This window comes from Streptomyces sp. NPDC048277, assembly GCF_040652235.1.
In the GTDB taxonomy this organism is placed as follows: domain Bacteria; phylum Actinomycetota; class Actinomycetes; order Streptomycetales; family Streptomycetaceae; genus Streptomyces.
In genome coordinates this window covers 78157-91842 of the sequence record NZ_JBEZLQ010000021.1, presented here as the reverse complement: position 1 = coordinate 91842, position 13686 = coordinate 78157, and the positions used below count along the sequence as shown (strand labels likewise).

Annotated in this window: 17 protein-coding genes and 2 pseudogenes; 9 read left to right on the top strand and 10 right to left on the bottom strand. The window is 70.1% G+C overall.

Annotated features, from left to right (window positions below; genetic code table 11):
- Nucleotides 1–23: 23 nt before the first annotated feature.
- Together AB0D85_RS36405 and AB0D85_RS36400 are read right to left on the bottom strand one after the other, a co-directional pair.
- Nucleotides 24–473 carry a DUF3037 domain-containing protein gene (locus AB0D85_RS36405; RefSeq protein WP_362329847.1) on the bottom strand — a complete coding sequence of 150 codons (450 nt, stop codon included), beginning with the start codon at nucleotides 471–473 and terminating at the stop codon, nucleotides 24–26.
- A complete protein-coding gene (locus tag AB0D85_RS36400; protein ID WP_362329844.1) occupies nucleotides 470–1234 on the bottom strand; it encodes a HipA family kinase in 765 nt (254 codons plus the stop codon). Before AB0D85_RS36400 ends, AB0D85_RS36405 begins: the two co-directional genes overlap by 4 nt.
- Before the next feature lie 200 nt (nucleotides 1235–1434).
- On the opposite strand from AB0D85_RS36400, the gene AB0D85_RS36395 reads away from it, so the two are divergent.
- The 6 genes and pseudogenes from AB0D85_RS36395 to AB0D85_RS36370 all read left to right on the top strand — a co-directional run bounded on the left by AB0D85_RS36395 (nucleotide 1435) and on the right by AB0D85_RS36370 (nucleotide 4495).
- Nucleotides 1435–1866: a GntR family transcriptional regulator gene (locus AB0D85_RS36395; protein ID WP_362329841.1), complete on the top strand. Its 432-nt coding sequence runs from the start codon at nucleotides 1435–1437 to the stop codon at nucleotides 1864–1866.
- Complete coding sequence (locus tag AB0D85_RS36390; RefSeq protein WP_362329838.1) at nucleotides 1863–2006, top strand: hypothetical protein; 144 nt, start codon at nucleotides 1863–1865, stop codon at nucleotides 2004–2006. Before AB0D85_RS36395 ends, AB0D85_RS36390 begins: the two co-directional genes overlap by 4 nt.
- Before the next feature lie 92 nt (nucleotides 2007–2098).
- Complete coding sequence (locus AB0D85_RS36385) at nucleotides 2099–2377, top strand: hypothetical protein (protein WP_362329836.1); 279 nt, start codon at nucleotides 2099–2101, stop codon at nucleotides 2375–2377.
- Between the two features lie 30 nt (nucleotides 2378–2407).
- A complete protein-coding gene (locus tag AB0D85_RS36380; protein ID WP_362329833.1) occupies nucleotides 2408–3193 on the top strand; it encodes a polysaccharide deacetylase family protein in 786 nt (261 codons plus the stop codon).
- A 125-nt stretch (nucleotides 3194–3318) separates the two neighbouring features.
- Nucleotides 3319–3827, top strand: a pseudogene (locus AB0D85_RS36375) (flavin reductase).
- A gap of 158 nt (nucleotides 3828–3985) precedes the next feature.
- Nucleotides 3986–4495 carry a Rieske (2Fe-2S) protein gene (locus AB0D85_RS36370; RefSeq protein ID WP_362329830.1) on the top strand — a complete coding sequence of 170 codons (510 nt, stop codon included), beginning with the start codon at nucleotides 3986–3988 and terminating at the stop codon, nucleotides 4493–4495.
- A gap of 2 nt (nucleotides 4496–4497) precedes the next feature.
- On the opposite strand, the gene AB0D85_RS36365 is transcribed toward AB0D85_RS36370, so the two are convergent.
- Entirely contained in the window at nucleotides 4498–5145 is a 648-nt protein-coding gene (locus AB0D85_RS36365) for a cysteine hydrolase (protein WP_362329827.1), read from the bottom strand.
- Between the two features lie 76 nt (nucleotides 5146–5221).
- On the opposite strand from AB0D85_RS36365, the gene AB0D85_RS36360 reads away from it, so the two are divergent.
- Complete coding sequence (locus AB0D85_RS36360; protein ID WP_362329824.1) at nucleotides 5222–5689, top strand: pyridoxamine 5'-phosphate oxidase family protein; 468 nt, start codon at nucleotides 5222–5224, stop codon at nucleotides 5687–5689.
- A gap of 33 nt (nucleotides 5690–5722) precedes the next feature.
- Here the strand turns inward: AB0D85_RS36360 and AB0D85_RS36355 are convergent, their stop codons facing one another.
- Nucleotides 5723–6625: a LysR family transcriptional regulator gene (locus tag AB0D85_RS36355; protein WP_362329821.1), complete on the bottom strand. Its 903-nt coding sequence runs from the start codon at nucleotides 6623–6625 to the stop codon at nucleotides 5723–5725.
- Between the two features lie 74 nt (nucleotides 6626–6699).
- Here AB0D85_RS36355 and AB0D85_RS36350 point away from each other — a divergent pair, with 74 nt between their 5' ends.
- Nucleotides 6700–7632 (top strand): DMT family transporter, encoded by a 933-nt coding sequence (locus AB0D85_RS36350; RefSeq protein WP_362329818.1) that lies wholly within the window; start codon nucleotides 6700–6702, stop codon nucleotides 7630–7632.
- 109 nt (nucleotides 7633–7741) lie between these two features.
- Here AB0D85_RS36350 and AB0D85_RS36345 read toward each other — a convergent pair whose 3' ends face one another.
- Both AB0D85_RS36345 and AB0D85_RS36340 read right to left on the bottom strand, forming a co-directional pair.
- The gene (locus AB0D85_RS36345; RefSeq protein ID WP_362329815.1) at nucleotides 7742–8725 is read right to left on the bottom strand and encodes an IS481 family transposase; all 984 of its coding nucleotides are present in this window, start codon (nucleotides 8723–8725) and stop codon (nucleotides 7742–7744) included.
- A 76-nt stretch (nucleotides 8726–8801) separates the two neighbouring features.
- The gene (locus AB0D85_RS36340; RefSeq protein ID WP_362329812.1) at nucleotides 8802–9770 is read right to left on the bottom strand and encodes an NADP-dependent oxidoreductase; all 969 of its coding nucleotides are present in this window, start codon (nucleotides 9768–9770) and stop codon (nucleotides 8802–8804) included.
- Between the two features lie 80 nt (nucleotides 9771–9850).
- Here AB0D85_RS36340 and AB0D85_RS36335 point away from each other — a divergent pair, with 80 nt between their 5' ends.
- Nucleotides 9851–10438 (top strand): TetR/AcrR family transcriptional regulator, encoded by a 588-nt coding sequence (locus AB0D85_RS36335; RefSeq protein ID WP_362329809.1) that lies wholly within the window; start codon nucleotides 9851–9853, stop codon nucleotides 10436–10438.
- Between the two features lie 170 nt (nucleotides 10439–10608).
- On the opposite strand, the gene AB0D85_RS36330 is transcribed toward AB0D85_RS36335, so the two are convergent.
- From AB0D85_RS36330 to AB0D85_RS36315, 4 genes and pseudogenes are all read right to left on the bottom strand, one after another.
- Entirely contained in the window at nucleotides 10609–11331 is a 723-nt protein-coding gene (locus tag AB0D85_RS36330) for a response regulator transcription factor (protein ID WP_362329806.1), read from the bottom strand.
- Entirely contained in the window at nucleotides 11328–12455 is a 1128-nt protein-coding gene (locus AB0D85_RS36325) for a histidine kinase (protein ID WP_362329803.1), read from the bottom strand. The genes AB0D85_RS36330 and AB0D85_RS36325 overlap by 4 nt, the downstream gene beginning before the upstream one ends.
- Before the next feature lie 213 nt (nucleotides 12456–12668).
- On the bottom strand, nucleotides 12669–13184 hold the full coding sequence (locus AB0D85_RS36320) for a hypothetical protein (protein ID WP_362329800.1): 516 nt from the start codon (nucleotides 13182–13184) through the stop codon (nucleotides 12669–12671).
- A 106-nt stretch (nucleotides 13185–13290) separates the two neighbouring features.
- Nucleotides 13291–13655: pseudogene (locus AB0D85_RS36315) on the bottom strand (glycoside hydrolase family 3 C-terminal domain-containing protein); the annotation flags it as partial.
- Nucleotides 13656–13686: the final 31 nt, after the last annotated feature.

Sequence of the window (13686 nt, the reverse complement as noted above, 5' to 3'; positions counted from 1 at the left end):
GTTCCGCCGCGCGGTGTGATCCATTACCTCACCAGGAGGTCCAGCAACCGATCCGTCTCGGCCGCCGGATCGAGGGTGAGTCCGGTGTGCACGGGACCGGGCTGCACGACGGTGGACCGGGGCGCGACGAGCCACCGGAACCGCTTCCCCGGGTCGTCGCCCGCCGCGTGTCCCGCCGCCGCGCCGCCCGCGCAGACCCCCTCCACCGCCCCGAGCGCGGCCCGCACCCCGGCGACGTCCGCGTCCGGGTCCAGGGCCAGCAGCCGGGCCTCGTCGAGATGGGTGCGGGCGCCGACGTAGGTCTTGGCCCGGCAGTAGACGATCACACCCGCGTTGATGCACTCGCCGCGCTCCACACGGGGGACGACCCGCAGCAGGGCGTACTCGAAGACGTCCCGGTCGCCGCCCTGGCCTCCCCGGGTGATGTGGCGCTCGGTCACATGTCCGGCCATGTAGATATGGGTCTCGCTCACTTGGCCCCCTCGATGCCGGTGATGCGCTCGTGGATGACGGCGGCCCGGGCGAGCAGCGGACGGGCGTAGGTGCGCCGGAGGTCGTCGGGCGTGTCGAAGCCGGGCTCACCGGCCAGCCAGACGTCCGGGATCTCGGCGGTGACCTCGGCGAGGAGATCCTCGGTGACCCGGGGCGCCAACTGGGCGGCGGCGGCCCGGACATCGGGGGCGAAGCCGCTCAGCGCGTGGTCCGAGGCGTCGTACGGCCGGGCGGCGGAGGTCTCCGCCGACGGCCAGTTGTGCTGCCAGATCATGGTGGCGCCGTGGTCGATGAGCCACAGGTCGCCGCGGTGCATCAGCAGGTTGGGGTTGCGCCAGGAGCGGTCGACGTTGTTGATCAGCGCGTCGAACCAGACGATCCGCCCGGCCTCCTCGGGGCTCACGGAGAACGCGAGCGGGTCGAAGCCGAGGGCGCCGGAGAGGAAGTCCATGCCGAGGTTGGTGCCGCCGCTGCCCCGCAGCAGGTCCTGGACCTGCTGCTCGGGTTCGCCGAGCCCGAGCACCGGGTCCAGCTCGACGGTGACGAGGCGCGGCATCCGGAAGCCGAGCCGGCGGGCGAGCTCGCCGCAGACGACCTCGGCGACCAGCGTCTTGCGGCCCTGTCCGGCTCCGGTGAACTTCATGACGTACGTCCCGAAGTCGTCGGCCTCGACGAGCCCCGGCAGCGAGCCGCCCTCACGCAACGGCGTGATGTAGCGGGTCGCGGTGACCCCTTTCAGCACGTTCCCAGGCCACCCATCTCTTCAGCGCTGCCGGCCCCCGGCACGAAGTGAGCATAGTAACCGAGGGTGACCGCGGCGAGCGGTTTCCGAGTGACGTCCGCCCTCCGGCACTCTCCCCCGGTGTTTGACATCGCCGCCGGACTCCCACCATGCTTCCATTAATTCATTAGCACAAGCATGGTGGAACCGAGGAAGGCGATGTGATCGACTACCGGATCGACCGTGGCAGCGGCGTACCGGCCTACGTGCAGATCATCGAGCAGACCGAACAGGCGCTCCGGATGGGCACCTTGCGGGTCGGGGACAAGCTGCCCACGGCCAGGGAGGTGGTGGCGGCGACCGCCATCAACCCCAACACCGTGCTGCGGGCCTACCGCGACCTGGAGCAGGCGGGTCTGGTCGAACTGCGCCGCGGCCTCGGGACCTTCGTGACCCGGTCGCTCGCCCGGCCCGGCGCGGAGGACGACTCCCCGCTGCGCCGGGAGGCCACCGACTGGGTGACCCGCGCGCGGGCCGCGGGGCTGGAGCGGGCCGATGTCCTCGCCCTGGTCACGGCCGTCCTGGACGCGTACGACAACGAGCACGACGGCAGCCCCCCGCGCGGCCGGGAACCGAAGAGGGAGGACGCATGACCGGTCCTGCTGGAGTGGACGCACCGGGCCCGGCTGCTGGTCCCCCCGCACACCTACGTCAGCGCCGGCCTCGTCCCCTCGGCGGCCTCGCCGCTCCGCTCACGGTCGCCACCGTCCTGCTGCTGCACCGCCGCGTCTGACCGCGGCGACCGCACGCAACCATCCGCTCCGCCTCTTCATCTCCTTCCCCGGCGGGATTCCCCCGCTGCTCCTGCACGGAGGTCGCTTCGCCATGCCCGCAGACGCCAGGTCACCGAAGAAACCGCGCGACAACCGGGCCGCCCTCACCCACCTGCGCGGCGGCCGGCGCTTCATCAGCCACCTCGACACCGGCAACTGCTACGGCATCGGCATCTCGCCCGACATCCTGACGGCCGCCAAGAAGCCCCTCGTCGAGCGCCGTGTCCAGGACAAGCCGCCACATCTGACCATCACCGGGGAGGACTGGGAGCGGCGCCCGCACGGCCGGTCGAAGATGCGCGTCAGCCGCTCACCTCTGCCCACCGTCTGAGACGGGCTCCGAGACGAAGAAAGGTCGCACATGCCCTTCACACCGCGCACCAGACGCTCGCGCATACTCGTCGCCGCCGTGACAGCGGTGGCCGCCGCCCTGGCCGTCGCGCTGACACTGGCCCTGACGGTCACGACCTATGACCACACCTCACCGCGCGCCGCCCGCGAGAAGGCGTCGGGATCGGCCTATGTGCCCGGAGACGTCGACTGCCGCCGGGCGAAGTGCGTGGCCCTGACCTTCGACGGAGGCCCCAGCCCGACGACCCCCAAGCTGCTGGACATCCTCAAACAGGACGGTCTGCACGCCACGTTCTTCGTGCAGGGCAGGGGCCACATCTCGAAGTACCCCGCCATCCTGCGCCGTATCGGGGACGAGGGGCACGAGATCGGCAACCACACCTGGACCCATCCGAGGCTCACGGACCTCGACGAGGCCGACGCCCGCCGGGAACTGACCCGGACGCAGGACGCCATCGAGAGGATCACCGGCACCAGGCCCGTCCTGATGCGTCCCCCGGAGGGCCGCACCAGTCGCAAAGTGGCCAAGATCTGCAAGGAGTTGGGGCTGGCGCAGGTGCTGTGGAGCGTCACGGCCAAGGACTACGAGACGACCGACTCGGCCCTGATCACCAAGAGGGTGCTCGACCAGACCCGGCGCGACGGCATCATCCTGCTGCACGACCTGCACAAGGGGACCGTGCCCGCCGTCCCGGGGATCATCAAGGCGCTCGAACAGCGCGGCTACACCATCGTCACCGTGTCGCAGCTGCTCGCCCCCGCCAAGCCGCAGCCGGGCATGGTCTACCGGCCCTGAGGGAGCGACGCGAGGTCCGGAGGCCGCGTGGTGAATGTCACCGGTCCGGTCGCAGTCGCCATAGCCTTCCGTTGTACGGAAAAGCGGGTTTCGCCACCGGCCGCGACAGCTCCTGAGAGGCCATCATGCGTGTGGAATACGCCCCTGAGACGATGAGCAGCAGGGACTTCTTCAGGCTCCTGACGTCGGTCGTCATTCCGAGACCGATCGCCTGGGTCTCCACGGTCACACCCGACGGAACCACCGAGAACCTGGCCCCGCACTCCTTCATTTCTCGTCCGAAGCGCTCCTGCAGCAGATCAACCGCACCGCCACCGACTTCCCCCGATCGGTCAGCGAATTCGACACCGCGGGAATCGAGCGTGAGGCCAGCAGATGTGTACGTCCGTCCAGAGTCGCCGCCTCCCGCGTGGTTTTGGAATGCCGTTCGCACACCACCCTGCGCATGGGGAATTCCACCCTGGTATTCGGACGGGTGGTCCATGCCGCTGTCGACGAGGACTGCCTGGTCGACGGGCGGCCCGACAGCGGACTGCTGCGTCCGCTCACCAAACTCGGCGGCGACGAGTGGGGCACTCTGGGTGAGGTCCTGCACCTGAACCGTATCCCCTACGAGGAGCCCGGCGCCCGCTGAACCGGCACCGTTCCAGGTCGACAGCGAACCGACAGCGCCGTTTTACCGAAGCCTCATGTAAAGGGGGTCACTATCTGGATGCCGTCTGAACAGGTGGTGCTCGAAGACCGTACCCCTGGACGGATCAACCAGAAGCTTCGCGGAAGGGAACCCCTCACATGACCAGCGCACCGCTCAACCCCTCAGCCGGACCGGCCCGCCGTACCATCGTGGCGGCGGCCGGAGCGGCGGGGCTCGCCGCCGCGCTGACCGCCTGCGGGTCGTCGGACGACTCGTCGGGCACGACGACCACGAACAACGGGGCCGGCTCCACCACCCAGGACAGCAACGCCTCGGGTGGCGGCGCCACCGACAACTCGACCGCCTCCGCGGCGGCCGGCGGCACGGCGCTCGCCAAGACCACGGACATCCCCGAGGGCGGCGGCACGATCTTCAAGGACCAGGCCGTCGTCGTCACCCAGCCGGCCTCGGGCACCTACAAGGCGTTCGCGACGAAGTGCCCGCACGCCGGCTGCCCGGTGACCAGCGTGGCCAACGGCGCGATCGTCTGCCCCTGTCACGGCAGCCAGTTCTCCATCGAGGACGGCAGCGTGAAGAAGGGCCCCGCGACCACCGGTCTGACGGCCGCGAACATCACCGTCTCCGGCGACCAGATCACGCTGGCCTGACTTCAGGCCTGTCGGCGCGGCCTCTTGAGGCAGCCGAGCACCTCGTCCGTGGTCGCGACCGTAGCGACCAAAGCGAGGGTGTGGCGGACCATCGCGGGGGTGTACTCGGGGGGCACTCCCGCGACGGCGTCGGCCGGGACGACGGCCGTGTAGCCCCGGTTCACCGCGTCGAACACGGCGTTCGGTACGGCCACGTTGGCCGAGACACCGGTGACGATCAGGGTGCGGCAGCCGAGGTTGCGCAGCAGCGGGTCGACGTCGGTGCCCTGGATCGGCGACAGGCCGTGCAGCCGTCGTACGACCAGGTCGTCCTCCGAGACCTCGATCGGGGGCGCCACACGCACGGCCGTCGTGCCGGACAGCTGCTGGACCGGAAGCCGTTCGGCGGCGCGGAACAGGCGGGCGTTGCGGTTCGCGCCCCGGCCGTCCGGGCGGCGTTCGGCGACCGCGTGGATCACCTGGACGCCGGTGTCGTGCGCGGCGGCGACGAGACGGGCGATGTTGTCGAGCGCGCCGGACGCCCGGGCCTCGTGGGCGAGTTCGGGCAGCGCGCTGTCCGGCCCCACCACGCCCTGCTGACACTCGACGGTGAGCAGGACGGTGCTCACGGGATCGAGGAGTTCCGCGAGCCGTTCGTACGACGACGGCATGACGCCCCCTTCCGCCTTGGTGCGGGGCGGGCGAGACTAACCAGCATTGCGCGGGAACGGAAGAAGAGGGGGCCGGATGACCGTCACTCAGCGCCGGGGCCGGAAGATCATGATGACGCCCGGTGAGCTCGACGAGTTCCTCACCACACAGCGCACCTGCCGGGTCGCGACCGTGTCGGCGGAGGGTGCTCCGCACGTGAGCGCCCTGTGGTTCGCCTGGGACGGCAAGTCCCTGTGGCTCTACTCGGTGGTCCGCAGCCAGCGCTGGAAGGACCTCGCACGCGATCCGCGGGTCGCGGTCGTGGTCGACTCCGGTGAGGAGTACGACCAGTTGCGCGGCGTCGAGCTGCGCGGGACCGTGGAGTTCGTGGGCGAGGTGCCCCGTACGGGGGAGCTGGTCGCCGAACTCGACTACGTGGAGACGCTGTTCGCCCGGAAGAACTTCGCCCTGGACGAGATGCCGCACGACGGACGGCACGCCTGGGCGCGGCTCACCCCGACGAAGATCGCCTCCTGGGACTTCCGCAAGTTGGGCTCGGCGTAACGCAGTTCGAGAAGTTCCGGCAGTTCGAGAAGTTCAGGCAAACGCCTCGGCCGCGCCACGCAGGGCCTGCACCGCCGCCCGGATCGAGGGGCGGCGGTCGGCGTCGGCCCGCCAGACGACGTACACATGGCGGCGCACCCCCTGCTTGAGCGGGACCGTGGCGACGCCCTCCGGCACCGGGTGACGCCCCAGGACCGGGGCGATGCACACCCCCAACCCGGCGGCGACCAGGTTGAGCTGGGTGTGCGTCTCGCCCGCGCGGTGACCGACGATCGGTTCGACGCCCCGCGAGCGCAGCGTGAACATCAGCCACTCGTGGCAGAACTCGCCCTCGCCCCAGGTGATCCACTCGTCCTCGACGAACTCCCCCAGGTCGACCTCCGCGCGGCCGGCGAGCCGGTGCGAGACCGGCATGGCCACGTCCGCGGGGTCGTCGAGAAGGGGTGCCTTGACGAGTCCGTCGGGCAGCGGCATCGGCTTGTTGTACCAGTCCAGGACGATGGCCAGGTCGAGGTCGCCGCGGACGACCCCGGCGATGCCCTTCTCCGGTTCCAGCTCGCTGGAGCGGACGCGCAGCGCCGGATGCCGGGCGCGCAGCTCGGCCAGCGCGGTCGGGAACAGGCCGCGGGCGGCCGTCGGGAACGCCGACAGTCTGAGCTCGCCGACGACCTGACCCCGGTGCGCCTCCAGGTCGGACTGGGCCAGCTCCACCTGGGAGAGGATCCGGGACGCGTGCTCGGCGAGCAGCCGCCCGGCGTCGGTGAGCCGGACCCCTCGGCCGTTCCTGGCCAGGAGCTGCTGGTCCACCTCGCGCTCCAGCTTGCCCATCTGCTGCGAGACGGCCGACGTCGTGACGTGCAGGGCCTCGGCGGCCCCGCTGACCGAGCCGTGCCGGGCGAGGGCGTCGAGGGTGCGCAGGCGCTCCAAGTTCAACATGTAAGCGATTCTAAGAGGTACTGGGCGAGAAATCTCGATTGTGCTACGCGGTCGGCTCCCGCAGGGTGGAGGGCATGAGCACCGTGACCACCGCGACCGGCGAGAAGACGCTCGGCGCCGACCGTTCCCGCCCCCGCCTCGACTGGCGCCTCCGCTTCGGCGTCCTCTCACTGATCTGGGGCTTCAGCTTCCTGTTCATCAAGGTGGGGACGGAGGGGTACGCACCCTTCCAGGTCACGCTGGGGAGGCTGGTGTTCGGTACGGCGGTCCTGGCGGCGGCGCTGGCCTGGAAGCGGGAGCGGCTGCCGCGCGGGGCCCGCACCTGGGGCCATCTGGCCGTCGCCGCGTTCCTGCTGAACGCGCTGCCGTTCTCCCTCTTCGCCTACTCGGAACTGACGATCCCCTCCACCCTGGCCGGGATCTGCAACGCGACCTCGCCGCTGTGGGGGATGGCGTTGTCGCTGGTGGCCCTGTCGGAGGACCGGCCGACCCGGGTGCGCGTCGCCGGCCTCGGCCTGGGCTTTCTCGGGGTGCTGACGGTGCTGGGAGCCTGGGAGGGTTTCCACGGGCTGGATGTCACCGGGACACTGATGGCGCTGCTGGCGTCGCTGAGCTATCCGATCGGCTGGATCTACGTCCGGCGGACGCTGGCGGGCACGGGTGAGTCGCATCTGTCCATGACCGGGGCGCAGCTGTTGCTGGCGACGGTCCAACTGGCCGTGGTGACACCGCTGTTCACGTCGGTCCCGGGACACGTCTCGTGGGTTCCGCTGCTGGCGATCGCCGCGCTGGGGGCGTTGGGGACGGGGCTTGCGGTGCTCGTCCAGTACGGGCTGGTCGCCGAGGTGGGGCCGACCACCGCCCAGATGGTGACGTACTTCATTCCGGTGATCGCCACTGCGGCGGGGGTCGCCGTGCTGGGCGAGTCGCTGCGGTGGAGCACACCGGTCGGGGCGGTGATCGTCCTCGCGGGCGCCGCACTCACCCAGGTGAAGAAGCGCCCCTAAGGGGCGCGGGGCGGTATCGATGTGCGGCTACCGCCGCGTGCGCGCGACCAGCCACGACGGCGCCGCAGACGAGCCACGACAACAAGTCGCCGCACATCCGGCGGAGCGTCTAGGTGTATTGACCCGGAGGGTTGTTGACTCGGCTTATGGGTGGCTGCCCGCCGAGTGCGGTGTGGCACCGGTGGTGGTTGTAGGTATGGAGGAAGTCCGCCAGGGCCTCGGTCCGCTCGGCGTTGCTGGAGTACGGGCGCACGTACGCCCACTCCTCGAGCAGGGTGCGACTCAGCCGCTCAACCTTGCCGTTCGTCTGCGGGCGATACGGCCGGGTGCGCTTGTGGGCGATGCCTGCGGTGCTCAAAGTCTGGGCGAACAGCCTGGACCTGTAGCAGGAACCGTTGTCGGTCAGGACTCGCTCGACGTTGATGCCGTGTGCCATGAAGAAGGCGTTCGCGCGCAGCCAGAACGCCGCGGCGGTTTCCTTGCGTTCGTTCGTCAGGACCTCGCTGTAGGCGAGCCGGGAGTGGTCGTCGATAGCGGTGTGGACGAAGCTGTAGCCGATCACGGGATGCCCGTTCCTGCGGACACCGGTGGCGGCCTGCCGGTTGGCGATGCCCTGCTGGCGCGGCATGATGCGGTGGCCGCCGCCGTCGGGGATGTTGCCGAGCTTCTTAATGTCGACATGGATGAGCTCGCCGGGCCGTTCGCGTTCGTAGCGGCGGATGACCTGGCCGGTGGGCCGGTCCATCCAGCGGAGCCGGTTCATGCCGTAGCGGGTCAGGACACGGTGGACTGTCGAGGCGGGTACGCCCAGAATCGGGCCGATCCGGGCGGGCCCCAGTTTCCGCTCGCGCCGCTGTGCACAAATCTGGGCTTCGAGGTCGGCCGAGGTGCGGTGCGGGGTGGTCAAGGGGCGGCTTGTGCGGTCGTACAGGCCCGCGTCGCCCTCGGCTCGCCAGCGGCGCACCCACTTGTGGGCTGTGGCGCGGGAGAGGCCCATTTCGTCGGCCACATGCGCGACAGGGCGGCCAGAGCGGACCCGGTCGACCAGGAGCCGTCTGCCGTGAACGGTCAGCCGGGCATTGGGGTGGGGCACGAGGACCTCTGCAGGGGACGGGGCCAAGGGGGTGTCTGCGTGCCGCGTCGGCCGATCCTGGGCTGGGCACGCGCTGTCAGGGCTGAGGCAAGAGGTCGATGACGACCTTGCCGCGGACGTGTCGGGCCGCCTGGAGCTCGACGGCCGCGCGGATATCTTCGACTGGGTAGGTCGCTGCGATGGGTACAGGCAGACGGCCGGCCGCGACAAGGCGCGCGATGTTCTCGAGCGCGTCGGGCGCGGCGTTGGCGCCGTTGGCGGCGGGAACGCCGTCGACCTGGCCCGCAATTGTGCAGATGCGGTCATCCGGAACTTCCAGCTCGCGAGCGACGTGCACCGTGTCCGTCCCGTGCAGGTCCAGCGCAGCGGTGACAGAGCCCGCACCGAGGTTCCGGACCCTGTCGGCCAGGCCCTCTCCGTAGGCGACCGGTTCTGCGCCGAGGCTGCGCAGATACTCCGCCGATGACGGCGAGCCGGTCCCGATGACGCGCGCACCCGCGATCCGCGCCAGCTGGACTGCGAACACGCCGACCCCGCCGCCCGCGCCGCCGACCAGCACCGTGTCGTCCGGGCCGAGGCCAAGGACGTCGAGAGCGGCGGACGCGGTGCTGCCCGCGATCGAGAGCGTGGCGGCCGTGCGGTCGTCGACGCCATCCGGAGTGTGGTGGGCGATGCCGCTCGCGATGTTCCCGTTCGCGTCGAGGACAACGTAGTCGGCGACCGCCCGGGACAGGGCCGCCCCGAACACGCGGTCGCCGACCGTGTAGCCGCTGGCGCCGGCGCCGACCTGGTCGACGACTCCGGCGTAGTCGGTCCCGAACCCGCAGGGCAGGCTCAGGCCGAACCGCGCCGCGGTCTCGGCGTCGGAGGTCATGAACCAGTCCATCGGGTTCAGCCCGGCTGCCGACACGCGGACGCGGATCTGCCCATCGCCCGCCTGAGGTTCAGGCACCTCCTTGAGGGCCATGACCTCCGGGCCGCCGAACGAATCAAGCAGGACAGCCCTGCTCGCACCGACTCGGAGTGCGTCACCGCGTTGCTGCATGTCTTGCTCGCTCCCTCGTGATTCCTGGAGTCACCTAAAACGGACTATGCTCCGGTTATGGAATCCAGCATAACCGGAGCGTGATCCGTTTGACGAGTTCAAAGCCGCGGGCGACGCGGGCCGACGCCGCCCGCAACCGCGAACAACTGCTTGAAGTCGCCACGCGCGTGCTCGCCTCGCCTGACGCCGAGACGTCCATGCGTGCTATCGCCCGCGAGGCCAGCGTCGGCATCGCAACGCTCTACCGTCACTTCCCGACCCGCGAGTCCCTCGTGGAGGCCGTCTACCGCGACCAGGTCATCCGCCTGACGAGCGGCGCGCGGGACTTGCTCGCCGACGTGGCTCCGGCCGTTGCGATGCGCCGCTGGATGGACCTCTTCGGCAACTGGATCGCGACGAAGAACGGCATGCTCGACACCCTCCCGACCCTGATCGAGTCCGGCGCGGTCGGTCACGCCCAAACCAGGGACGAGCTTCTGAACGCGATATCAACGATCCTCGACGCAGGGCGCACTGCGGGGGATCTCCGGCCCGATGTCACCGCCGAAGAGGTTGCAGCCTGCCTGATCGGGATCTTCACCGTCGCGCACCAGTCTGGCCACGCGGTCACAACCGATCGGCTCCTGGACATCCTCCTCGACGGCCTTAGACCTCAGAAGCAAACGTGAGGACCAGCCGAGAGAACGCGACAGGCATGACTGAGCCGGACAGGGGCCCCGTCTCATCGGACCCTCTCGGCACACCCTCGGCCCCTTGGATATTCCGCAAATCTCGATGGCCTCACTTGCCAGTAGCCGCTGCAGATGCCCCCCGTCAATAACGCTCGTGGTCAATACACCTAGTCCCAGGGCTCGACCAGGTTGTTGCGATAGGCGTAGCCGACGGCCTGGGCACGGTCGGCTGCGCCGATCTTGGTGAAGATGCGGTTGATGTGCGTCTTCACTGTGGCCGGGCTGACGACGAGCCGGGCGCAGATCTCCGCGTTGGACAGGCCCCGGGCGATGAGGATGAGTACCTGGGTCTCACGCGGGGTCAGAACGTCGGAAGGTGCGGGAGTTTGCGGCGTGTGGGCCTGTTGTCGCTGCGCGGCGGGCGGTGCGACCTCGCTGGTCTGCACGGCCGTGACCAGGCGGGCCTGTACCTCAGGATCGAGCCAGATACGGCCTTCGTGGACGCTGCGGATGGCGTCCTCGATCGCGTCGTCGTCGGCGTCCTTGGTGAGATAGCCCCGCGCTCCCGCTTGCAGTGCTGGGAAGACGGAGTCGTCGTCGGCGTAAGTGGTCAGGACGAGTACCTTGCAGCCGGGTACCTGCTCACGCAGTGTCGCAGTGGCCGCGACACCGTTGAGGACCGGCATGTTCAGGTCCATCAGTACTACGTCCGGGGCCTGTTGTCCGGCGAGCAGCACCGCTTCCGCACCGTCACGGGCTGCGCCGACCACCTCGATGCCGTCCAGCATGCCGATCAGCAAGACCAGGCCCTTGCGTACGATCTGCTGATCGTCCGCGACCAGTACTTTGATCTTCTCGCCGTCAGATGCCGTTTCGCCGGGCTCCGTCACGCGGGTATCTCCATCCGTACTTCCCATCCGTGCGCTGTCGGCCCCGCGTGCATGGTGCCGCCGACCCCGGTCACGCGTTCGCGCATGCCGGTCAGCCCCAGACCGGAGCCTTCGACCAGTGCCGCCCGGACCGGTCCAGGCCCGGTCCGGCGGTCTTCGACGGTCAGGATGGTGGCACTGGGCTCATAGACGAGCGTCACCGTGGCCTGCGCGTCGCGTGCGTAGCGGACCGTATTGGTCAACGCCTCCTGCACACCGCGGTACAGGGCTTCACCAACGTCGGGCTGCAGCTCCCGGTGCGGCCCCATCACGGACAGCGTCACGTCGAGCTCCAGGTCCACCCGATAGCGTTCGACCAGTTCGGGCAGCCGCTCGAGAGAGGGCACACGCTCGCCGCGCAGCGCCCGCACAGCCCGGCGCGCATCGGCCACACCCTCCTTGACCAGCTCACCGGCCCGGTCCAGCAGCCCCCGCAGATCCCCGCTCGCCTGGTCGCGCCGGGCCATCCGCCGGGCGGCCTGTATCTGCACGGCCAGTCCGGACAGAGTATGGGCGAGCACGTCGTGCAGATCCTGGGCGATACGGGTGCGTTCGGCCAGCGCCGCCGCCTCGGTCTCCGCCTCCCGGGCGTCCTCGAGCTGGGCCAGCAGCACGGTGACGGCCACCTCGTTGATGATCGACTGCCGCACCACCATGCCCACGACGGCCAGGAGGACGCCGAACAGGACCTGATGCAGGAAGTTGTCGGTACCGCCGTCCAACCCGGCGGCCGCCGCGCCGGTCAGACAGCCCATGACGACGACCGCGAGCACGGTGGCCGCCCGTCGCTCCAGGATGAGGAAGGCCGTCAGGACCACGACGGACGGTGGCAGGGTGGACATCGAGCCGGGCTGCAGGATGCCCAGAGTAAACCCGAAGCCGTCCACCAGCACGCAGAACACCAGGCAGCGGGCAGGGCGACCGGTGAGGGGCCACAGGTTCGACGCGGCCGCGGCCATGGGCAGCAGACAGCCGACGAGCACCAGGGTGACTGCCAGGTGCCTGCCTCTGACGCCGGGGGCGGGGGAAGCGTGCAGGGACTGAACGGCGACGGCGGCCATGACCCCCCACAACACGGGCTGCATACGCCGGCCCCTGCCTTCGCGTCGCTCCCGCGCACTGGCAAGAGCCACGGCCAGCCGTGGACTGACCTGGCCCGTCGGCTGAAGTGTGTCCGTCACTTCTGAAGAATAGATGCGCGCTGCGCCGCTGATCGCAAAGCCCGGCCCGGGCCCGCGAACGCGGAACCGGGCCGGGGCGGAGTGTGTTGCGAGCGGCGGTCCGCTGGGTGCCACGCTTCAGGCCGTGGCGGGGGTGGCAAGGGGGGAGGTAAGCCGGTAGGCCCGGACGCGCACCACCACCAGGCGGCACACCACCTGAGTGACGGCCATCAGCAGCAGCGCGGCGGTCCAGGCGGCGGTGCCGGTGATCAGGTTGTCGCGGCTGAACTGCGCCATGGTGTGAGCGCCGCTGTGCTCGGCCCAGTACACGAAGGCTGAGCGCGCGCCCATGCCCAGCACCCACAGAAGGGCGGCCAGCCACCCGGCTTTGGAGTACGCGGCGCCGTCCTCGGTCAGGCTGACGCGGGTGGCCAGTCCACTGGCCAGTCCCAGCACTATGCCCATCGTGACGCCGAAGAGGTCCAGCTGGACGTCGTGGCCCTCGGTCGGGAAGGAATGAAGGTAGTGCGCGGCCGCGGCGCTGACGGACACCAGCGGCAGCAGGAGCGTGCGGGGCGTCAGACGGCCGCCGCGCATCTGCGGAATCACCAGAAGGATCAGGGCGGCGGAGATGAGGTAGTCAGTCGTCGTCATGGGGAAGAGCTTGCCGCCCGCGGCGCCGCACGGCCTCGGCCCGCGGGTTGACTCCTGGTTTGATACCCGGCGTCAACCCACGGGTTGACGCACGAGACCGCCCGGGTTACGTCAGCCCGTGGCCGAGGGGGTAGAGCTCGCGGGCCGGGTCGTCCGCCCGTGGCACCGGCACCGGGAGCCGTCCCGGGCGTACCGTCCCCGCGATCACCCGTGCGGAGGCGCGCAGTTCGGCCTCTGGACCATGAATAGGTGGCCAGGCCAGGTGGAGGCGAGGTGGGCGGCGTCGTATGGGTTGCGGACTGCCACCGCGATCACCGGCCGGCCCGTCGCCGCTGCCCGGTCCGCCAGGGCGCGCTGGGCACTCGCCGCGGTGACGTTGTACGTCGTCAGCACCACCGCGTCCGCCTCCCCGGCCGCCGCCACCGCCCGGGCCGCCGCCTCGGCTGACGGGCCCGTGCCAGGCGAGGCCGCGGGCGGCATCGACGGGCCGGAAGGCGTCTTT

What these genes read in the sequence shown, in the direction of transcription:
- AB0D85_RS36390 (WP_362329838.1), top strand. Translation starts at nt 1,863, where the DNA reads ATGACCGGTCCTGCTGGAGTGGACGCACCGGGCCCGGCTGCTGGTCCC.
- AB0D85_RS36385 (WP_362329836.1), top strand. Translation starts at nt 2,099, where the DNA reads ATGCCCGCAGACGCCAGGTCACCGAAGAAACCGCGCGACAACCGGGCC.
- AB0D85_RS36380 (WP_362329833.1), top strand. Translation starts at nt 2,408, where the DNA reads ATGCCCTTCACACCGCGCACCAGACGCTCGCGCATACTCGTCGCCGCC.
- AB0D85_RS36370 (WP_362329830.1), top strand. Translation starts at nt 3,986, where the DNA reads ATGACCAGCGCACCGCTCAACCCCTCAGCCGGACCGGCCCGCCGTACC.
- AB0D85_RS36365 (WP_362329827.1), bottom strand. Translation starts at nt 5,145, where the DNA reads ATGCCGTCGTCGTACGAACGGCTCGCGGAACTCCTCGATCCCGTGAGC.
- AB0D85_RS36360 (WP_362329824.1), top strand. Translation starts at nt 5,222, where the DNA reads ATGACCGTCACTCAGCGCCGGGGCCGGAAGATCATGATGACGCCCGGT.
- AB0D85_RS36355 (WP_362329821.1), bottom strand. Translation starts at nt 6,625, where the DNA reads ATGTTGAACTTGGAGCGCCTGCGCACCCTCGACGCCCTCGCCCGGCAC.
- AB0D85_RS36350 (WP_362329818.1), top strand. Translation starts at nt 6,700, where the DNA reads ATGAGCACCGTGACCACCGCGACCGGCGAGAAGACGCTCGGCGCCGAC.
- AB0D85_RS36340 (WP_362329812.1), bottom strand. Translation starts at nt 9,770, where the DNA reads ATGCAGCAACGCGGTGACGCACTCCGAGTCGGTGCGAGCAGGGCTGTC.
- AB0D85_RS36325 (WP_362329803.1), bottom strand. Translation starts at nt 12,455, where the DNA reads ATGCAGCCCGTGTTGTGGGGGGTCATGGCCGCCGTCGCCGTTCAGTCC.
- AB0D85_RS36320 (WP_362329800.1), bottom strand. Translation starts at nt 13,184, where the DNA reads ATGACGACGACTGACTACCTCATCTCCGCCGCCCTGATCCTTCTGGTG.